Origin of the sequence: Aquabacterium sp. NJ1 (assembly GCF_000768065.1) — a bacterium.
Taxonomy (GTDB): Bacteria; Pseudomonadota; Gammaproteobacteria; order Burkholderiales; family Burkholderiaceae_C; genus Aquabacterium.
Window position 1 is genome coordinate 3,123,509 of the sequence record NZ_JRKM01000001.1, and the last position, 15,504, is coordinate 3,139,012.

The 15,504-nt window shown below is 60.4% G+C and carries 16 protein-coding genes; 10 read left to right on the forward strand and 6 right to left on the reverse strand.

What is annotated here, in order from left to right; translation table 11 throughout:
• The first annotated feature begins 18 nt into the window (after positions 1–18).
• From JY96_RS13405 to dsbD, 5 genes are all read left to right on the forward strand, one after another.
• On the forward strand, positions 19–537 hold the full coding sequence (locus JY96_RS13405) for a TlpA disulfide reductase family protein (RefSeq protein WP_235333922.1): 519 nt from the start codon (positions 19–21) through the stop codon (positions 535–537).
• Positions 534–785, forward strand: coding sequence for a DUF4266 domain-containing protein (locus JY96_RS13410; protein WP_235333924.1), 252 nt, complete (start codon positions 534–536; stop codon positions 783–785). The genes JY96_RS13405 and JY96_RS13410 overlap by 4 nt, the downstream gene beginning before the upstream one ends.
• A complete protein-coding gene (locus tag JY96_RS13415) occupies positions 772–1,902 on the forward strand; it encodes a DUF3570 domain-containing protein (RefSeq protein WP_152606498.1) in 1,131 nt (376 codons plus the stop codon). The genes JY96_RS13410 and JY96_RS13415 overlap by 14 nt, the downstream gene beginning before the upstream one ends.
• Positions 1,903–1,904: 2 nt before the next feature.
• Entirely contained in the window at positions 1,905–2,828 is a 924-nt protein-coding gene (locus JY96_RS13420; protein WP_035038137.1) for an FAD:protein FMN transferase, read from the forward strand.
• Between the two features lie 119 nt (positions 2,829–2,947).
• Entirely contained in the window at positions 2,948–4,813 is a 1,866-nt protein-coding gene (gene dsbD / locus JY96_RS13425) for a protein-disulfide reductase DsbD (RefSeq protein WP_235333925.1), read from the forward strand.
• On the opposite strand, the gene JY96_RS13430 is transcribed toward dsbD, so the two are convergent.
• From JY96_RS13430 to JY96_RS13440, 3 genes are all read right to left on the reverse strand, one after another.
• Positions 4,799–6,232, reverse strand: a complete 1,434-nt coding sequence (locus JY96_RS13430; RefSeq protein WP_035038142.1) for a heavy metal sensor histidine kinase — start codon at positions 6,230–6,232, stop codon at positions 4,799–4,801. The two genes, dsbD and JY96_RS13430, sit on opposite strands and share 15 nt — an antisense overlap.
• Entirely contained in the window at positions 6,222–6,905 is a 684-nt protein-coding gene (locus JY96_RS13435; protein ID WP_052162492.1) for a heavy metal response regulator transcription factor, read from the reverse strand. Before JY96_RS13435 ends, JY96_RS13430 begins: the two co-directional genes overlap by 11 nt.
• Before the next feature lie 290 nt (positions 6,906–7,195).
• Positions 7,196–8,269: a PEP-CTERM sorting domain-containing protein gene (locus JY96_RS13440; RefSeq protein ID WP_035038144.1), complete on the reverse strand. Its 1,074-nt coding sequence runs from the start codon at positions 8,267–8,269 to the stop codon at positions 7,196–7,198.
• A 292-nt stretch (positions 8,270–8,561) separates the two neighbouring features.
• Between JY96_RS13440 and trxB the strand changes: the two genes are divergently transcribed.
• From trxB to JY96_RS13455, 3 genes are all read left to right on the forward strand, one after another.
• Positions 8,562–9,503, forward strand: a complete 942-nt coding sequence (gene trxB / locus JY96_RS13445) for a thioredoxin-disulfide reductase (RefSeq protein ID WP_035038146.1) — start codon at positions 8,562–8,564, stop codon at positions 9,501–9,503.
• Positions 9,500–9,937: a JDVT-CTERM system glutamic-type intramembrane protease gene (gene mrtJ / locus JY96_RS13450; protein ID WP_052162493.1), complete on the forward strand. Its 438-nt coding sequence runs from the start codon at positions 9,500–9,502 to the stop codon at positions 9,935–9,937. The genes trxB and mrtJ overlap by 4 nt, the downstream gene beginning before the upstream one ends.
• A 197-nt stretch (positions 9,938–10,134) precedes the next feature.
• The gene (locus tag JY96_RS13455) at positions 10,135–10,800 is read left to right on the forward strand and encodes a chalcone isomerase family protein (protein ID WP_161784326.1); all 666 of its coding nucleotides are present in this window, start codon (positions 10,135–10,137) and stop codon (positions 10,798–10,800) included.
• A 54-nt stretch (positions 10,801–10,854) separates the two neighbouring features.
• Here the strand turns inward: JY96_RS13455 and JY96_RS13460 are convergent, their stop codons facing one another.
• The gene (locus JY96_RS13460) at positions 10,855–11,802 is read right to left on the reverse strand and encodes an alpha/beta fold hydrolase (RefSeq protein WP_035038149.1); all 948 of its coding nucleotides are present in this window, start codon (positions 11,800–11,802) and stop codon (positions 10,855–10,857) included.
• Here JY96_RS13460 and JY96_RS23230 point away from each other — a divergent pair.
• Positions 11,789–11,971 (forward strand): hypothetical protein, encoded by a 183-nt coding sequence (locus tag JY96_RS23230; protein WP_152606499.1) that lies wholly within the window; start codon positions 11,789–11,791, stop codon positions 11,969–11,971. The two genes, JY96_RS13460 and JY96_RS23230, sit on opposite strands and share 14 nt — an antisense overlap.
• A gap of 18 nt (positions 11,972–11,989) precedes the next feature.
• Here the strand turns inward: JY96_RS23230 and JY96_RS13465 are convergent, their stop codons facing one another.
• Positions 11,990–13,939 (reverse strand): acyl-CoA synthetase, encoded by a 1,950-nt coding sequence (locus JY96_RS13465; RefSeq protein WP_052162494.1) that lies wholly within the window; start codon positions 13,937–13,939, stop codon positions 11,990–11,992.
• Positions 13,940–14,182: 243 nt separating this feature from the next.
• On the opposite strand from JY96_RS13465, the gene JY96_RS13470 reads away from it, so the two are divergent.
• A complete protein-coding gene (locus JY96_RS13470; RefSeq protein ID WP_052162495.1) occupies positions 14,183–14,911 on the forward strand; it encodes a Crp/Fnr family transcriptional regulator in 729 nt (242 codons plus the stop codon).
• A gap of 69 nt (positions 14,912–14,980) precedes the next feature.
• Here the strand turns inward: JY96_RS13470 and JY96_RS13475 are convergent, their stop codons facing one another.
• A complete protein-coding gene (locus tag JY96_RS13475) occupies positions 14,981–15,448 on the reverse strand; it encodes a lipase secretion chaperone (RefSeq protein WP_035038152.1) in 468 nt (155 codons plus the stop codon).
• Positions 15,449–15,504: the final 56 nt, after the last annotated feature.

A 15,504-nucleotide genomic window follows, 5' to 3' on the forward strand; every position in this document is an offset into this window, starting at 1 on the left:
TCCCTCTGGAATCTATCAATGAACGACATGTATCGATTGAAGTCCCGTCTGGTGGCCTTGTCTTTGGGTGTGTTGTGCCTGTCGGCGCACGCCTTGGATGTTGGGCAAAGCCTGCCCTCATTCAATTGGGAAAAGATGGGCGGCGGTGGGCTTTCGCCTGCCGATCTGAAGGGCAGTGTGGTCTACGTTGACTTCTGGGCTTCATGGTGCGGCCCATGCAAACACTCCTTCCCCTGGATGAACGACATGCAGGCGAAGTACGGCGACAAGGGCTTGAAGATCATCGCCGTCAACCTGGATCAGAAGATGGCAGACGCGCAAGCGTTTTTGAAAGGCACGCCGGCATCGTTCACGGTGGCCTTCGACAGCAAGGGGGAGTCACCACGCAAGTTCGGGGTGAAGGGCATGCCGTCGTCGTATTTGGTTGGCCCGGATGGTCGAGTGGTGCTGGTGCATTCCGGCTTCCGGCATGACGATGGCGCAGAGCTGGAGGCCTTGATCCAGGACGCGCTCAAAGGCGCCGGGGGAAGCAAGTGAAGCACGGGCAACAGCACCTGATGCGCGTGGCGCGTTGCCTCGCCGCGCTGATCGCCATGGGTTCACTGACCGCTTGCGCAGGCCTGATCAATCCGCCCCAACCCTGGGAAAAGAGCCTGCTCGCCAAACCTGAAATGACCATGGACAGCGACGGGCTGGAGGCCCAGTTTACCCAGCATATTTTGGGGAGCAAAGAGGGCTCATCCGGTGGCTATGGCGTAGGTGGGGGTGGTTGTGGCTGTAACTGATCTCAAGGCGCTCAGCTCGATGACCGGCACGGTGCTGGTCGCGGCGCTGGCTTTGCCGGGCTTGTGTCCTTCGCCTGCCCACGCGGAAAACCCGCCCGAACAAACGACCCTGGCTTTCAAGTACCTGTACTACAAGGAAAAGCAGCCTGGCCATGACCGCATCACGGTGCATGCACCGGCGGTGTCCATTGAGGCGCCGTTGGGCTCGCAGTGGTCGATGTCGGCCACCGCAGTCAACGATGCGGTCTCGGGAGCCTCGCCCAGAAGCTATACCTATATTCCGTCCCGAGCGTCCATGCATGACAACCGGACGGCGCTGAATGGCAGCGTGACCTACTATCTGCCACGCAGTTCCTACAGCTTCTCCTTGAGCAGATCGAAGGAGCATGATTACCTGTCGGAGTCGGCGGGGCTCAACGCCAGCTTCTCCAGCGACGATCACAACACCACGTGGGCGGTTGGTGCTGCGGTGTCGAAGGACACGATCACGTCGCGCGAAAGCGCTTCATTGCACGAGCGCAAGCGCACCAACGAGTATCTGCTTGGGGTAACCCAGGCCTTGAGCCAGACGGACCTGATCCAGTTCAATGTCGGCTTCAGCGTGGGGGCGGGCTATTTCTCCGACAGCTACAAGGGTGACTCACGACCACGCCGGCGTGAGCAGTTGACCCAGTTGCTGCGATGGAACCACCACGTCGAGCCGCTTGACGCGACACTGCGAGCCAGCTACCGACATTACTCTGACACGTGGGACTTGCGCTCTCACACATGGCAGATCGAGTGGGTTCAGAACCTCAATGAGCAGTGGCAATTGACGCCCTTGCTGCGCTACTACACGCAAAGCGCGGCCTACTTCTATCTGGATCCTGTTCCGGGGACACACAACTCGCCTGACAGCGACCAGGAGTTCCTGGCAACGGATCAGCGTCTGGCCGCGTTTGGCGCGAGGACGATGGGCGTGAAAGTCACCTGCAAGTTTGCCAAGGGTTGGTCAACCGATCTGCGCGGCGACTGGTATGAGCAGCGAGCCGATTGGCGTGCCGGTGGTAATGGGTCCCCTGGGCTGGATCCGTTCAAGGCGATGAGTGTGCAGTGGGGACTCAAGCGTAGTTACTGATCATGAAGCAGTTGGATGATGAACTGGGCGTCCGCTTCCTGGCCATGGGGTGTGGTGGGGACATTCGTCTTGCCGGCGTACCCATGGACGAGGCCAGGGCGCTTGCCGAGCTGGCGATCAGAGAGGTGCTGCGCATCGAGTACAAGTACTCCCGGTACCGGAGCGACAGCATCGTCAGCCAGATCAATGCCGCTGCGGGCAATGGCGAGTTCATCGTCCTGGATGACGAAACCGCACAACTGATGGCCTACGCAGACAAGCTCTGGGACTTCAGCGAAGGGCTGTTTGACATCACCAGCGGCGTGTTGAGGCGGGCATGGGACTTCAAGTCTGGGCGCGTGCCCTCCACGGCCCAACTGGAAGCGTTGCGCCCGCTGGTTGGCTGGCGTCAGCTGGAGCTCGTGTTCGATGTGCAGATCTCCTCCACCAGCGTGCGCCTGACGCGCCCCGGCATGGAGATCGACTTTGGCGGCTTTGGCAAGGAGTACGCGGCCGATCGGGCCGCTGCGCTTTTGATGGGCAAAGGGGTTCGCCATGGCTACGTCAACCTGGGTGGAGACATCCGGCTCATGGGCCCCAGGCCGGATGGTGAGCCCTGGGATATCGGTGTGGCGCACCCACGTGAGGCTGATCACGCCATTGCCACGATGAAGCTGTCGTCTGGCGCCATGGCGACCAGCGGAGATTACGAACGCTACATGGATGTCGATGGGCACCGGTATTGCCACATCCTGCATCCGTGGACCCTGATGCCGGTGATGTTCTGGCGGTCCATCAGCGTGGTGTCATCGGTTTGCTCAGCAGCCGGTGCCTTGAGCACGATTGCCATGCTCAAGCAGGATCAGGCCCCGGCGTTTTTGCGCTCGCAAGGGGTTACGTGGCTGGGCGTGGATCAGTCTGGGCAGGTTTGCAGAGGTGCACCATGAGTAAGTTCAAGAACGTATTTGCATTTGAGAACGGGGTATCGAACATGCTGAGGATATGGACGGCTCATGGGCTTCGCGCCGGGCTGGTTGGGCTGTTGGCGTTGTTGACAGCCTTTTGCGTGAACGCGCACGCTGGTGACGACTTTTTGGCTGTCGAGGACGCGTTCAAGGTTGAGGCCAGCGTGGCGCCCTCTGGCCACGACGTGCGCATCGAGGTTGCCATTGCGCCGAGAACGCATCTGTATCGAGATCGGCTGTCGTTTCAGCCGATCTCAGATGCGATGAAACTGGGCACCCCATTCTTGCCACCTGGAAAGCGGCAGTATGACGAAACCTTCGGCAAGGTCGAGGAGGTCTACTACGACCATCTGAGCATCAGCCTGCCTGTCCTTGATGGCCTCAAGTCAAAAGGGTATGTGATGGTGGGCTACCAGGGCTGCGCCGATGATGGCTTGTGTTACCCGCCTCAGGTGCTGTACCTGAGGGTGCGACCGGGCGTGGATGGAAGGCTGGCATCGGTTGAGTTGGCGCAGGCCGAAGAGGTGGCGGGAGGGGCTGCCGCCCAGCCTGAAGGCGCTGCCAGCTTGGCTGCGCTGGCGACGTCGGCGAGCGCACCTGTTGTGAAGGATGCGTTGCCACCAAAGGCGGCCGATGGTGGCTCCAGCATTGAGCGTGCCTTGGCCTCCGGCAACCTCTTCAAGATCGTGGGTGTGTTCTTCCTGGCGGGCTTGTTGCTGTCCTTCACCCCCTGCGTCTTGCCCATGGTGCCCATTCTGTCGTCGATCATCGTCGGGGAGGGCTCGGACGTCGGGCGAGTTCGAGGCTTCGTGCTGGCGTTGAGCTATTCACAAGGCATGGCGCTGGTGTACACCGCGATGGGGGTGGCTGCAGGGCTTCTGGGCGAGGGGTTGGCGTCCTATCTGCAAAACCCGATTGTCCTTTCCGTCTTTGCCTTGATGCTGGTGGCCTTCGCCTTGTCGATGTTTGGTGCGTATGAATTGCAGATGCCCAGCTTCATTCAAGGCCACCTGACGGCGCGTTCCACTCAGTTGAAGGGGGGCAGCCTGATTGGCGTGTTCCTGATGGGCCTGCTTTCCGCGCTCATCGTCGGGCCTTGCGTGACGGGGCCGCTGGCCGGTGCCTTGCTCTACATCAGCCAGACGAGAGACGTGGTGTTCGGTGGCACCGCGCTTTATGCACTGGCCTGTGGCATGAGCGTGCCACTGTTGCTGGTGGGCGTGTCCGCAGGTTCCTTGTTGCCCAACACGGGCATGTGGATGGAGTCGGTCAAGACCTTCTTCGGCATGGTGATGCTGGGTGTGGCGCTGTGGCTGGTATCGCCCGTCTTGCCTTCCATGGCCTTGCTTGGCTTGCTGGGGGTGTGGCTGGCCTTGGGGGGTGCGTTGTTTGGCGCCTTCGACGCCATTGGTCCTCAGTCCAGTGTGCGGCACCGGGCCGTCAAGGGGCTTGGGTCCGTGTTCGTGGTGTTGGGGCTCTTTGAGCTCGTCGGGGCCTTGACCGGTGCGACCAATCCTTGGGCTCCACTGAGTGAGGTGAGGGGGGGCGCGGTGTCTTCGGCCGTTGCCGCAACGACCTCGGCGACCACTGACAAGAAGGCTGGGTTGCCATTCAGAACGGTGGCCAACGCGGCTGCCCTGGAGGCGGCATTGGCGGAGGCGTCCGCGCAGGGCAAGTTGGCCATGGTTGACTTCTATGCGGATTGGTGTGTGGCTTGCAAGGAAATGGAGCACCTGACCTTCTCGGACAAGCGTGTCCAGGACAGGTTGGCCAAGGTGGTCTTGATTCAAGCCAATGTGACCGAGACCAACGCTGAAACCAAGGGGCTGCTCAAGCGCTTCAGTCTCTTTGGCCCGCCGGGCGTCGTGTTCTTTGACGCCAACGGGCGCGAGTTGTCAGACAAGCGAGTCGTCGGCTTTCAGCGGGTGGAGGAGTTCTTGCGCAGCCTGGCTTCAGCGGGGGCCTGACGAGCCATTTTTGGGCAAGATCGCTTCAATGGCGGTCATGCCGTTGGCCGACGTGACGGTGATGCGGCCGTCATGCAGCTCCACGATGGATTTCACGATGGCCAAGCCCAGGCCCGCGCCTTCACCCTGGCGCTGTCTGGATGGGTCAACGCGGTAGAAGCGATCAAACAGGTGGGGCAAGTGTTCGGGCGCAATAGGCGGGGCTGGATTGACCACCTCCACGTGCACGTACTGACCAATTTCAAGCAGCGTGACGGTAATGGTCTGATTGGCTTGGGTGTGCAAGATGGCATTGGACAGCAAATTGCTCAATGCACGACGAAGCATCAACCGATCGCCCTGGATCCAGGTGGCGGGCCCGCTCAGGGACAGTTGAACCTGACGCTCCTCAGCAAAGGCTTCGAAGTAGTCGAACAGGTCGGTCACCTCCTGGGCGAGGTTGACTCGGCTGAATTCAGGTTTGATGCGGTGGTTGTCTGTCTGGGCCAGGTAGAGCATGTCGCCCACCATCTTGGCCATCCGCTCGTATTCCTCCAGGTCGGAATAGAGCACCTCCTGGTACTCCTCAATCGAGCGAGCTTTCGTGAGCAGAACCTGAGTTTGCGTGATGAGGTTGGTGATGGGGGTCCGCAACTCGTGCGCAATGTCAGCCGAGAAGTCTTGAAGACGCTGAAAGTCCTGGCGCACGCGCTTGAGCATGGCGTTGAAGGAATTGGCCAACTCCGCCAGTTCAATGGGGACGCGTTCAGGATCAAGCTGAATGTCCAGCCGCTCTGCTGACACACTCCGAATACGCGCGCTGATGCTTCTCAGTGGGGCGTGCCCGGTGTAGATCACCAACCAGGCGATCAGGACTGCAATCAGCCCGATAACGGGTATGGCAGTCCACATCGTGCGATGGATGCTGTTCAAAAAATTTTCGTTGAACGTCATGCTCGTGGCGACCACGGCCTGGTATGGCGCCTTGCCGCTCACGGGGTGCGCAACGAGAACGAGCGCGCCACGATAGGCCTGCCCCTGTACTCGCCAGACGCGAAGCGCGTCTTTGCTGACTCGCTCGCCGATCGGCTTGGGCCAGTCAACGTTCGTGACCTTGAAGTCGGGCGTGGCGAAGACGGGGTGGCCTGCGCTGTCCACGACGCAATAGAACATTTTGTGGCGCCCTTTGATGGCGCCAGCCAGGCGTTGGTCCACCTCGGCGGTGGGTTGCCCCAGCATGAAGGTTTGCAGCAAGTGCTGCAGCGTGGTGGCGAAGACATCGAGTTCTTCCGCGTCCTGCTCGGCAAAGCGCTGCTCAATGGTGCGTTCAATCAGGCAACCAAAGCCCATGACGGTCACGGCGATGGCCATGGCAATCAAGGTGGTCAAACGCAATGTCAGTGAGACTGGCCGCCTGCGTCGCCGGCGCTCAGTCTCCATCAGGCGCCTCCATGCAATACCCCATGCCTCGCACGGTGCGAATCAGCTTGGGTTCGAAGGGGTCGTCGATCTTGGCTCGCAAGCGTCGGATGGCCACTTCGATCACATTGGTGTCGCTGTCGAAGTTCATGTCCCACACCTGCGAGGCGATCAGCGAGCGAGGGAGCACTTCGCCTTGTCTGCGGACCAGCAGCTCCAGCAAGGCGAATTCCTTGCTTGTCAGGCTGATGCGGTGGCCCGATCGGGTTGCGCGACGACGGGTGAGGTCCAGTGCCAGATCGGCAATCTGGAGCACATCAGACTGCACCGGTGCATGACCACGGCGCAGCAGTGTGCGAACCCGGGCCAGCAGCTCCGCAAAGGCAAACGGCTTGACCAGGTAGTCGTCTGCCCCCAGTTCCAGGCCTTTGACCCTGTCTTCGATGCTGTCTCGGGCGGTGACGAACATCACTGGTGTGAGCTTGCCGGTCTCTCTCAGTGAGCGAATGATGCGCCAGCCATCAACGTCAGGCAGCATCACGTCCAACAGGATGAGGTCGTAGCTTTCTGTCATGGCCAGATAGTGCCCATCCAGCCCGGTTCGGGCCAGATCCACCATGAAGCCTGCTTCCATGAGACCTTGTTTGAGGTATTCGCCCGTCTTGCTTTCGTCTTCAACGACGAGGAGTTTCACTTCTGTTCTCACTGTTGGCTGCAGCGCCAGCCGTTCCTGTGGTGACAGGGGGGCGCTGATCGGCAGAGGGCCCCAACATGTCAAGCCGCACGGGTTACCTTGAGGTCACGGCCTACCCTTGAGCATGGCGCGCCTTGTTGGGGCGGCTGTCGACATCCTGCAGGATTCTGCTTGTCCTCACCAGAGGTGTTTCACGTAGGCTCGACTGTTCAACACCATGAGCCCCGCCACGTGCCCATCCGGTGCAGGGGCTTGGCGGGGCATCAGTGGCACAGGCTTGGCTGCAGGGTTCAGACACCTCGGGCCTTGGTGGGCCTGCTTCGTGTCAGCGCAATCCCGACCAGGCCCAGCCCCATCGTCAGCCACATGGCGGGCTCGGGGACGGCAGGGGGGCTCGATTGCAGGATCACGGTTCCCAGGTCATTGTTGCCCGTGTCATAGACGGTCATGACCAGTTGTCCCTGATCGTTGAGCCCGATTTGGGTGTCGTCAAGGCGCTGCAGCCCCAGGGAGGCGAGGTTGGCATTCAGCAAGGTCACGCCATGGCTGTCGTCCCACAGGAAGGCCTGGGTGTTGGCGTTGCTGTCAACGAACTGGCCCACGATCTGCCCGAGGTTGTTGATGTCGTATATGCGGGCGTTGCTCGCTCCTGCGTAACCGGCCAGAACGTCGGTGGCATGGCCGCTTGCATTGATCACCACGGCGCGGCCGTTGCTGATGCCTGCGGTGCTGCCTTGGTCATTGAGTCCCGCGACGGAGGTCATGGGGGCCAGCGATTGACGCAGCCCTGCCGCTTCCAGGAAGGTCTGGACCTGGCCGTTGTTGGGATCCACGGTGCTCAGGACGCGATTGCCTTGTCCGTTGATGGCCATGTAGCCCGCGTGGGCGCCGTTGACGCAGGTGGTGCCACTGACTGAGCCTGCTGGGCCGATGGCCACCCCGCATGCCATGGCACCGTTGGCCATGGTCATGCCCACGGCGGTGCCTGCGTCATTGAGGCCATTGAGGGTCAGGTTCGCCAGGCCGTTGCCCATGGCCTGCGTGGCGCCTTGACGCCAGACCGTGTAGTGCAGGCCGCCGTTGGTGTCAACGCTGTTGAACAGCACGGTGTTCTGGTTGTTGATGCCCACCACTTCCAGCGTGTCCAGGCTTGTGCCCAGCGTGGTGAATTGGCCTGCTTGCCAGACCTGCACGCTGTTGTCGTATCCGTTCAGGCCGGCTACCGTGCCCAGGGCGTTGATGTCCGTGGCCTGGAAGCCGCTACCGAGCCCGAATTCGCTGACCAGCGACAGCGGATCGGCCGAGGCCACGAAACTGGCTGAGGCCAAGAGCAGCGCCAGTGTGGGACGCAATGCAAATTTCATCTGAATCTCCAGAAAAAAGAATGGGTTTGGAGATTCTGGTGTTTGATTCAAACGGTGTGTTGGTTTGGCACCGGGATGCGGGGCGGCATCAACCCTAGGGTTATTCGTTAGCTTACGCAAATGTAATTCCGCGGAAATCCGGGCGCAATTTTCGAGCCATACATTGGGTAGCAAGAGGCGTGACGACGCCAGGGTGCGGCGGAGCAAGGTCGCACTCAAGGCGCACGGAAGCCCCTTTTGGAATTCTATTTAATTGTTTCGTTTCAAACGGATGTTATTCGTGTGAGGTGGTATGCATAGCAAGGTTTTGATATTGGGCTCCGGGCCCGCTGGATATACGGCGGCGATTTACGCCGCGAGGGCAAATCTGGCGCCAACCTTGGTGACCGGGTTGGCGCAAGGCGGGCAGTTGATGACGACCACGGAGGTCGACAACTGGCCCGCTGATGTGCTGGGTGTACAAGGCCCGGAATTGATGCAGCGCTTTGAGGCGCATGCTGCTCGGTTCAACACGAACATGGTGTTTGATCACATCCATGAGGCGGATCTGTCTCGTCGCCCGTTCGTGCTCAAAGGTGACTCGGGCGTCTATACCGCTGATGCACTGATCGTTGCGACGGGCGCTTCTGCCAATTACCTGGGGTTGCCGTCGGAGGCTGCTTTCATGGGGCGGGGGGTCAGCGGTTGCGCCACATGCGACGGCTTCTTCTACAAGGGGCAGGAGGTGTGTGTGGTGGGCGGGGGCAACACGGCAGTGGAGGAGGCCCTTTACCTCAGCAACATCGCCAGCAAGGTGCACTTGATTCATCGGCGCGACTCCTTCAGGGCCGAGGCCATCATGGTCGACAGGCTGCTCGCCAAAGTGGCCGAGGGGCGCGTGGCGTTGCACCTCTTCATGCAATTGGATGAGGTGCTGGGTGACGCTGGCGGCGTCACGGGTGTGCGGATGCGCCATGTGGTGGATGGTCACCTTCAGGCCTTGTCGCTCACGGGGTGTTTCATCGCCATTGGCCATCGGCCCAACACCGATATTTTCCGTGGGCAGCTGGAAATGCGTGATGGCTACATCCTGACCCAAGGCGGTGGGCAAGGCTTCGCCACCATGACCAGCATCCCCGGCGTTTTTGCCGCGGGTGATGTTCAGGACCATGTTTATCGCCAGGCCATCACCAGTGCGGCGTCGGGTTGCATGGCCGCCTTGGATGCGCAGCGCTACCTGGAGCAAGGTGCGTGAGCGACAGTGCCTGGCGTGCCTGGCTGGGGGATCCGCTCTTCGTGGCCGCGCTGATGCTGGCGATCCCTGTGTGGGTGCTGGCATCGTGGCTTCACATCCATGCGGCGCCTGCTGGCAGTGATGCGGGTGTGTTGCTCTCGGTTGCCGTCATTCAGCCAGTGTGTGAAGAGCTGCTGTTCAGAGGGGTGATTCAGGGCGCTTTGAGGCGACGCTTCCCTGGCTTCCATATGGGGAGCCTGAGCGGGGCCAATGTCATCACGGCGCTGCTGTTTGCGGCCGCTCATCTGTGGCGCCAGCCACCTTGGCTGGCGGGGGCCGTTCTGGTGCCCGGCTTGATCTATGGCTGTCAACGTGATCGCTGGGGTTCCATCTGGCCGGGGGCGCTTCTTCACGTTTGCCACAACGCAGGTCTGCTTGCGACGGGCTATCTGTAGGTGGTGGACGTCTGTCATTCAAACCATTGGTCAATTGGACGAGATGACGCAGCAAAACGCAGCCCTGGTTGAGAAAGGTGCAGGAGCTTCGCAAAGCTTGCCGCAACCGGCTGAACGACTGGCAGAGGTCGTCGATGTGTTTCCTTGATTCCAATCGCGCGCCTGGTCATGAGCTGTTCGTCGCGAGGAGCATGCAGATGTTGAGCTTTACCAAATATGGTGTCGGGCGCGGTCTTGCAGGCCGTGTGTGCATTCTGGGCTGGGGCAGGCAAGGGCTGGTCGCGAGCCTGCTGACGGGCGCCGTGCTGGCATCGGTACCAGCGGCTCATGCCGCCATGGTCAAGGTGGAGGGTGTGGTGGTGGAGCCCGTGGCGACCGTGGCAGGCAACCGCCTTGTGCTCAATGGCGCGGCTTTGCGCAAACGCGGCTATTTCAAGGCCAATGTGGTGGCCCTGTACCTGCCGGAAAGACTGACCGTGCCGGACTCTGTCTATCGGGCCAGTGGCGCCAAGCGCATCCAGTTGCACGTGCTGCGGGACTTTACATCCTCGACGATCTCCCGGATGTTCATCTCTGACTTCCAGAAAACCGCGACCGAGGCAGAGTTCAAGCAGTTGATCGACACCGTAGCCGAGATCGGCAGCATCTACGCGGAGGTCAAGCGCGTGGCGCCTGGCGACGTGGTCAACATCGACTGGGTACCCGGCAAGGGGATCGTGACCACCTTCAATGATCGGCCGCTGGGCACTCGCCCTATCCCCAGTGAACTGGCCTACCAAATCTTCCTGCGCATGTTCATCGGGCCGGATGCCTCTGCGGACTTGCGCAATGGTCTGCTGGGCCTGACACGCCAAACTGAATAGGCAGGCTTCTTCTGTGAAGGTCCAATCGCTGATGCCCGGCGCCGGGGCGCCATCTCACAGAAGGCTCCTTGCATCGATCCGTGCACGGAATCTGAGGTAGTCCTCGGCGGACTGCCTGGGCTGTTCAATCATGGGCGCGTGGCCGACGTGCGGCATGATGATGGCTTCTGAACGAGGCAGGAGCGACCTTAGCACGGGGGCAGCGCCTGCTGACAGCACGCGGTCTTCCGCGCCCCAGACGATCAGCGTGGGCGTTGTGAGCCCGCGGATCTCCTTGCTGACGGAGTCCAGCGCGATCTGTTTGAACACACTTCGCTCAAGCGACTGATTGGCGATGCGTTGCCGGGCCAGGACATTCATCACAGGCGTTGGCAGGTAAGGCGGATCGCTCATGGCGAACTGCATCATGGCCGGGAAGTCGCTTTCTTTCGTGATGATCAACGGGTTCGGTTTGCCGGCCAGAAGCGTTCGGGCCAAGTCTCCGTATGGTGCCTCGGCGATACCTGCGGGGTCCAGCAGCCACAGGCTTTCCACGTCTTGCGGGTGCTGTGCCGCGTAGCTCAGCGCGATGGCGCCGCCCATCGAGTTGCCCCCCAGGCTCACACGTTTCAGGCCGAGTGACTGGACGAAGTCGTGCACGCGCGCGGCCTGTGCTGCAAAGCGGTAGTCGACTTCAGGCAGGTGCGATGATTCGCCGAACCCAATGAGGTCGGGAATGATGACGCGGTAATGCGGTGTGAGCCAACGCGCGACACGCGTGAAGTTGTCCTTGTCCGTGCCAAAGCCATGGACCAGGACCAAGGGGGCGCCTTTGCCGCCCTCAAGATAGGCCATATGCGCGCCATTGGGGAGATCGATTTCCTTGCGCTGGAGATCGGATCGCCAGCGCTCTATGCTGAGTGCGGTGCGGGTCATCGGCGGGCCGATGTCATCGCATCCGGAAAGCAGGATCAAGAGACCGCCCATCAAAGAAGCAGTCAGGAGTTTGATGTTGAGTTTCATGCCATCAATCCCGCACCCTGTTGGCAAAGTGCACGGTTGCCCGTTTCAATATGTCGTGTTCTTGCATGACTTCAGTCAAGTCATTCATCAAGCGGCTGAGCGCCATGTGTCGCTGTGGATTGTTCCGGCTTCGCCATCGGGCAGCTTGACCATCAATGCCATCGATTGATGAATGGCGCCAGCCACTCTAGATGAGTGACATCGGCGTGCTCGCCGGGGTGTGCTGTAGTGGTGCTGCGCCGAATGTGTAGCGGCTTAGCGCGTCCTGCAACAGCTCGGATGAATCTTGCGCGTCATAGATGACCACAAAGCCGCGGCGCGGGTCCTGCTCAATTCGCATTTGATTGAGGGTGACATTCGCGTTTCGAGCTTCGGTTCGCACCACATCCTCGATTTCCAGCTTGATCAAGTCTGGCTTGAAGACTTTTCCTACAGCAGTCGTGGGTAGTGCCTTTAGAACATGAATGCGTTTGGGAATGGCCGCTCGTTCACCGATATGGGTTGCCACGTGTTGTGCCAGTGCCTGGGCGTCTGTATGGCAGCCTGGCCGAAGTTCGATGTAGGCAACGGGAATTTCTCCCAAGTGCGCATCGGGCCGGCCCACGGCGGCAGCCTGGGCAACGGAGGGATGCTTGTGAAGGGCCTCTTCGATTTCCCGTGGGTCGATGTTGTGTCCGCCGCGGATGATCAGGTCCTTTTTTCTTCCGTTCAAGAAGACAAAGCCATCCTTGTCAATGTGCCCTAAATCGCCGGTATTGAGCCATCGCAAAATGCGGCCGGTGCATGGTTCCGGCCGATGAATCCAGATGCCGTCGTTATGCATGGGATCCAGGTAGCCGGCAAAGGTATTGGGGCCGTGTATGGCCAAGACGCCCACTTCGTCAGTTGAAGCGTCGCGTACATAGCGGCCTTGTTCATCCAGAATCACGCTGATCAAGCGTTGGCCTGGCAGGCATAAGCCGATGGAGCCTGCCTTGCCGCCAACTTTCGGGTTGAGCGTTGATACGCAGCCTGCTTCCGTCAAGCCGTATCCCTCCAGAATCTTGACGCCTGTTTCGGCCTCGAATGTCTTGATGGTTTGTGAGGCAAGCGGCGCTGCGCCACAGATGCCCACTTTGAGGCTGGCCAAGGATCGCCCGTTGACCGGGACGTTCATCAAGGCCGTGTAGACGGTGGGCACGCCGGAGAAGGACACGATGCGGTGATGCTCAACCAGCTCCCAGAACCGTTGAATGACATCTTTGCCCCTGTATCCCTGGGGTGTCGCCAGAACAACGTGTGCACCACGCGACCACGGGACCAAGCCGCTGCCCAACTGCGCATTGACATGAAACAGGGGCAGGCCACAAAAAAGGACGGCACCGGGGTTCAGCTCTCCTGAGAGAACGCGTGCCACCATGCTGGCGTTGCTGACCTCGGTGCGGTGTGTGCGCTTGGCGATCTTTGGGGCGCCGGTCGTGCCGCCCGTGCAGAAATAGGATGCGATGTCGTCAAGGCACGGTGGCGCGAAGACCAGGTCGTTATCTCGCGAGCACCTCATCTCTTGAGTGAGGCTGTACACCTTTGCTTGACCTGCGGTCCTGGGCGTTTTCAGCCTGGCCTGCAGTCTGAGGATGGGGGCCAGGACACCGAGGTGATAGTCAAGTGGACTGACTGTGAAGACCTTTCGGACGGACGGAACCTTGGGTAGCAGTGCCGTGACTTTTTCCCACAGATCGACCATGGGTGTAGGCGCGAGCGTGACGATTGCGCGAGCGTTTGCTGCTTTCAGCAGGGATGCAATCGTGTCTGGCTCCAGCATGGGATTGACGGGCATGACGATGGCAGCTGCTTCGCCGCCCCATATCGTCCAGTGAGCCTCTGGCATGTTGGGCAGCACCATCGCGATGACGTCGCCGCGCCTCAGGCCATGGCGATAAAAGGCGTTGGCTGCGCGTACGATCTGCTGCTTGATTTCGGCGTGGGTCCATTTGAATGGTCGCTTATGGTTCTCCACGTCGAGAAAGAATGACAGAGCGGTTGCGTCGGGGGCGCTGCCGGCGCCTGCCGTGACCATGTCGAAGGTGTTCTGAGGTGCAGCCGCGAGTGGCGCGCCTGTGCCATGTGCGGCATTGTCTTGCGGGTGGGCTTTGCTCATGGGAAGGGGACCTGACGGTTCGTTGCGAGGCCTTGAGGGTTCCCGTCAGGATGGCCATATCCAGGTCACCTGTCTGCGCGAAAATCAACAATTCCGGGATTCCCCTTCCTGTACTCAGGGGGGTGTTTTCCGAGGTTGCCAAAGTCTGGTCAAACGCGTCTTGGAGGCGTAGCATGACCAGTCAACCTGACTGTGTATGCCGTGGTTCGCGGCGCATGTCGAAACTCGGATCGTGATCCTGATATGTTGGCGGATGTTGTTGAGATCATGCGCGGTGATCCCTGGTTTGCCGGCTTGCCTGTGGAGCTTCAAACGGATCTGCAGGGTATCGCTTTGATCAAACATATCAAGGCGAGAACACGGTTGTTTTCTCGGGGGGATGCGCCTTCAGGGCTATACGGCTTGCTTGCCGGTAGCCTGTGGGTGTTCAGCGAACTGGAGCCGGGTAGCGAGGGCTTGTTGACGCCCTTGCACGCGCCCGCATGGTTTGGCGAGGTCGGGCTTTTCGACGGCTTGTGCCGGACACATAACGTGGAGGCAGGAACCGATTGCACGCTGCTGTACCTGCCACAGACGCTGTTGACCAGGCTCCTGGAGCAGAAGCCGCATTATTGGCGGTACCTTGCGTTGTTGTTGACGCAAAAGTTGCGCTGGACCTTCCTCGCCTTGGATGAGTTGGTCAGAGCTTCAGTCGAGGTCAGGTTGGCTCGCCGATTGATTTTCGCGTCGATGGGGCTGGGCTCCTTGAGTGCCACCAGAGACTCTCTGGAGCTGAGCCAAGAGACCTTGGCTCAAATGGTGGGGATGTCCAGGGCATCGATTAGCCCGGTACTGCGGCAGTTCAAGGCTCGCGGTCTGGTTCGGCTGGCGTATGGGCGCATTCACATCCTCGACATGGCTGAGTTGAAGAAGGTCGCAGACGTTGACAACTGGTTGCCCACCACAAAGATGCCTGATAGTCGTCTTCCGTAGGCTGCCGCTGCTGATGGGCCTTGTTGCGCCGCCTGATCGTCGAGCGCTTCGTGCGGCGCTCGCCTCGACTCAAGGGCGGCTTGATTTCGCGGTGCCTTGGCCTTGGGCGAGTTCGTCCTGAGCCTGCTTGACCTTGTCGTCAAACGACATCTTGGGCGCCTTGTTTGCTTCGATGCGGCTCAGCAGTTCCTCGGACACGTTTTCTTCCTCGCCAAACATGAGCTTTGCTCGCTCTGGACCGAAGTACTGTTGGCGCATCTGCTTCAACTCAGCCAGTTGACGCCTGGCCTCTTCCAGCGAGTCTGCTGAAGGCTCTGCGGGAAAGGCTTGCATCACGGCCTGAGCGTATTGCGTCCATTGTTGGTAGAGGTCTTTGAGTTGACGCCTGGTCGTGTCGGGTAGCTCTGCGGAGAAGGCTTCCAGCTTCTTCGGGCCGTCATGGGCGTAAAGCGCGTGAACGCGTTCGACATCGCTGCGTGTTTGCGGGTCGATGATCAGGTTGCCCTGGCCATCGGTGCGAAAGACGGGTGGACGCACGGTATCCAGTGGAGAGGCCGCGACAGGGGGCGGTGGCTCCGCCACCCTTGCCTGAG

Bases quoted from the DNA above. Each gene is read 5' to 3' on its own strand.
- JY96_RS13405 (WP_235333922.1), top strand. From the start codon at position 19: ATGAACGACATGTATCGATTGAAGTCCCGTCTGGTGGCCTTGTCTTTG.
- JY96_RS13420 (WP_035038137.1), top strand. From the start codon at position 1,905: ATGAAGCAGTTGGATGATGAACTGGGCGTCCGCTTCCTGGCCATGGGG.
- JY96_RS13430 (WP_035038142.1), bottom strand. From the start codon at position 6,232: ATGGAGACTGAGCGCCGGCGACGCAGGCGGCCAGTCTCACTGACATTG.
- JY96_RS13440 (WP_035038144.1), bottom strand. From the start codon at position 8,269: ATGAAATTTGCATTGCGTCCCACACTGGCGCTGCTCTTGGCCTCAGCC.
- trxB (WP_035038146.1), top strand. From the start codon at position 8,562: ATGCATAGCAAGGTTTTGATATTGGGCTCCGGGCCCGCTGGATATACG.
- JY96_RS13455 (WP_161784326.1), top strand. From the start codon at position 10,135: ATGTTGAGCTTTACCAAATATGGTGTCGGGCGCGGTCTTGCAGGCCGT.
- JY96_RS23230 (WP_152606499.1), top strand. From the start codon at position 11,789: ATGTTGAGTTTCATGCCATCAATCCCGCACCCTGTTGGCAAAGTGCAC.
- JY96_RS13460 (WP_035038149.1), bottom strand. From the start codon at position 11,802: ATGAAACTCAACATCAAACTCCTGACTGCTTCTTTGATGGGCGGTCTC.
- JY96_RS13465 (WP_052162494.1), bottom strand. From the start codon at position 13,939: ATGAGCAAAGCCCACCCGCAAGACAATGCCGCACATGGCACAGGCGCG.
- JY96_RS13470 (WP_052162495.1), top strand. From the start codon at position 14,183: ATGTTGGCGGATGTTGTTGAGATCATGCGCGGTGATCCCTGGTTTGCC.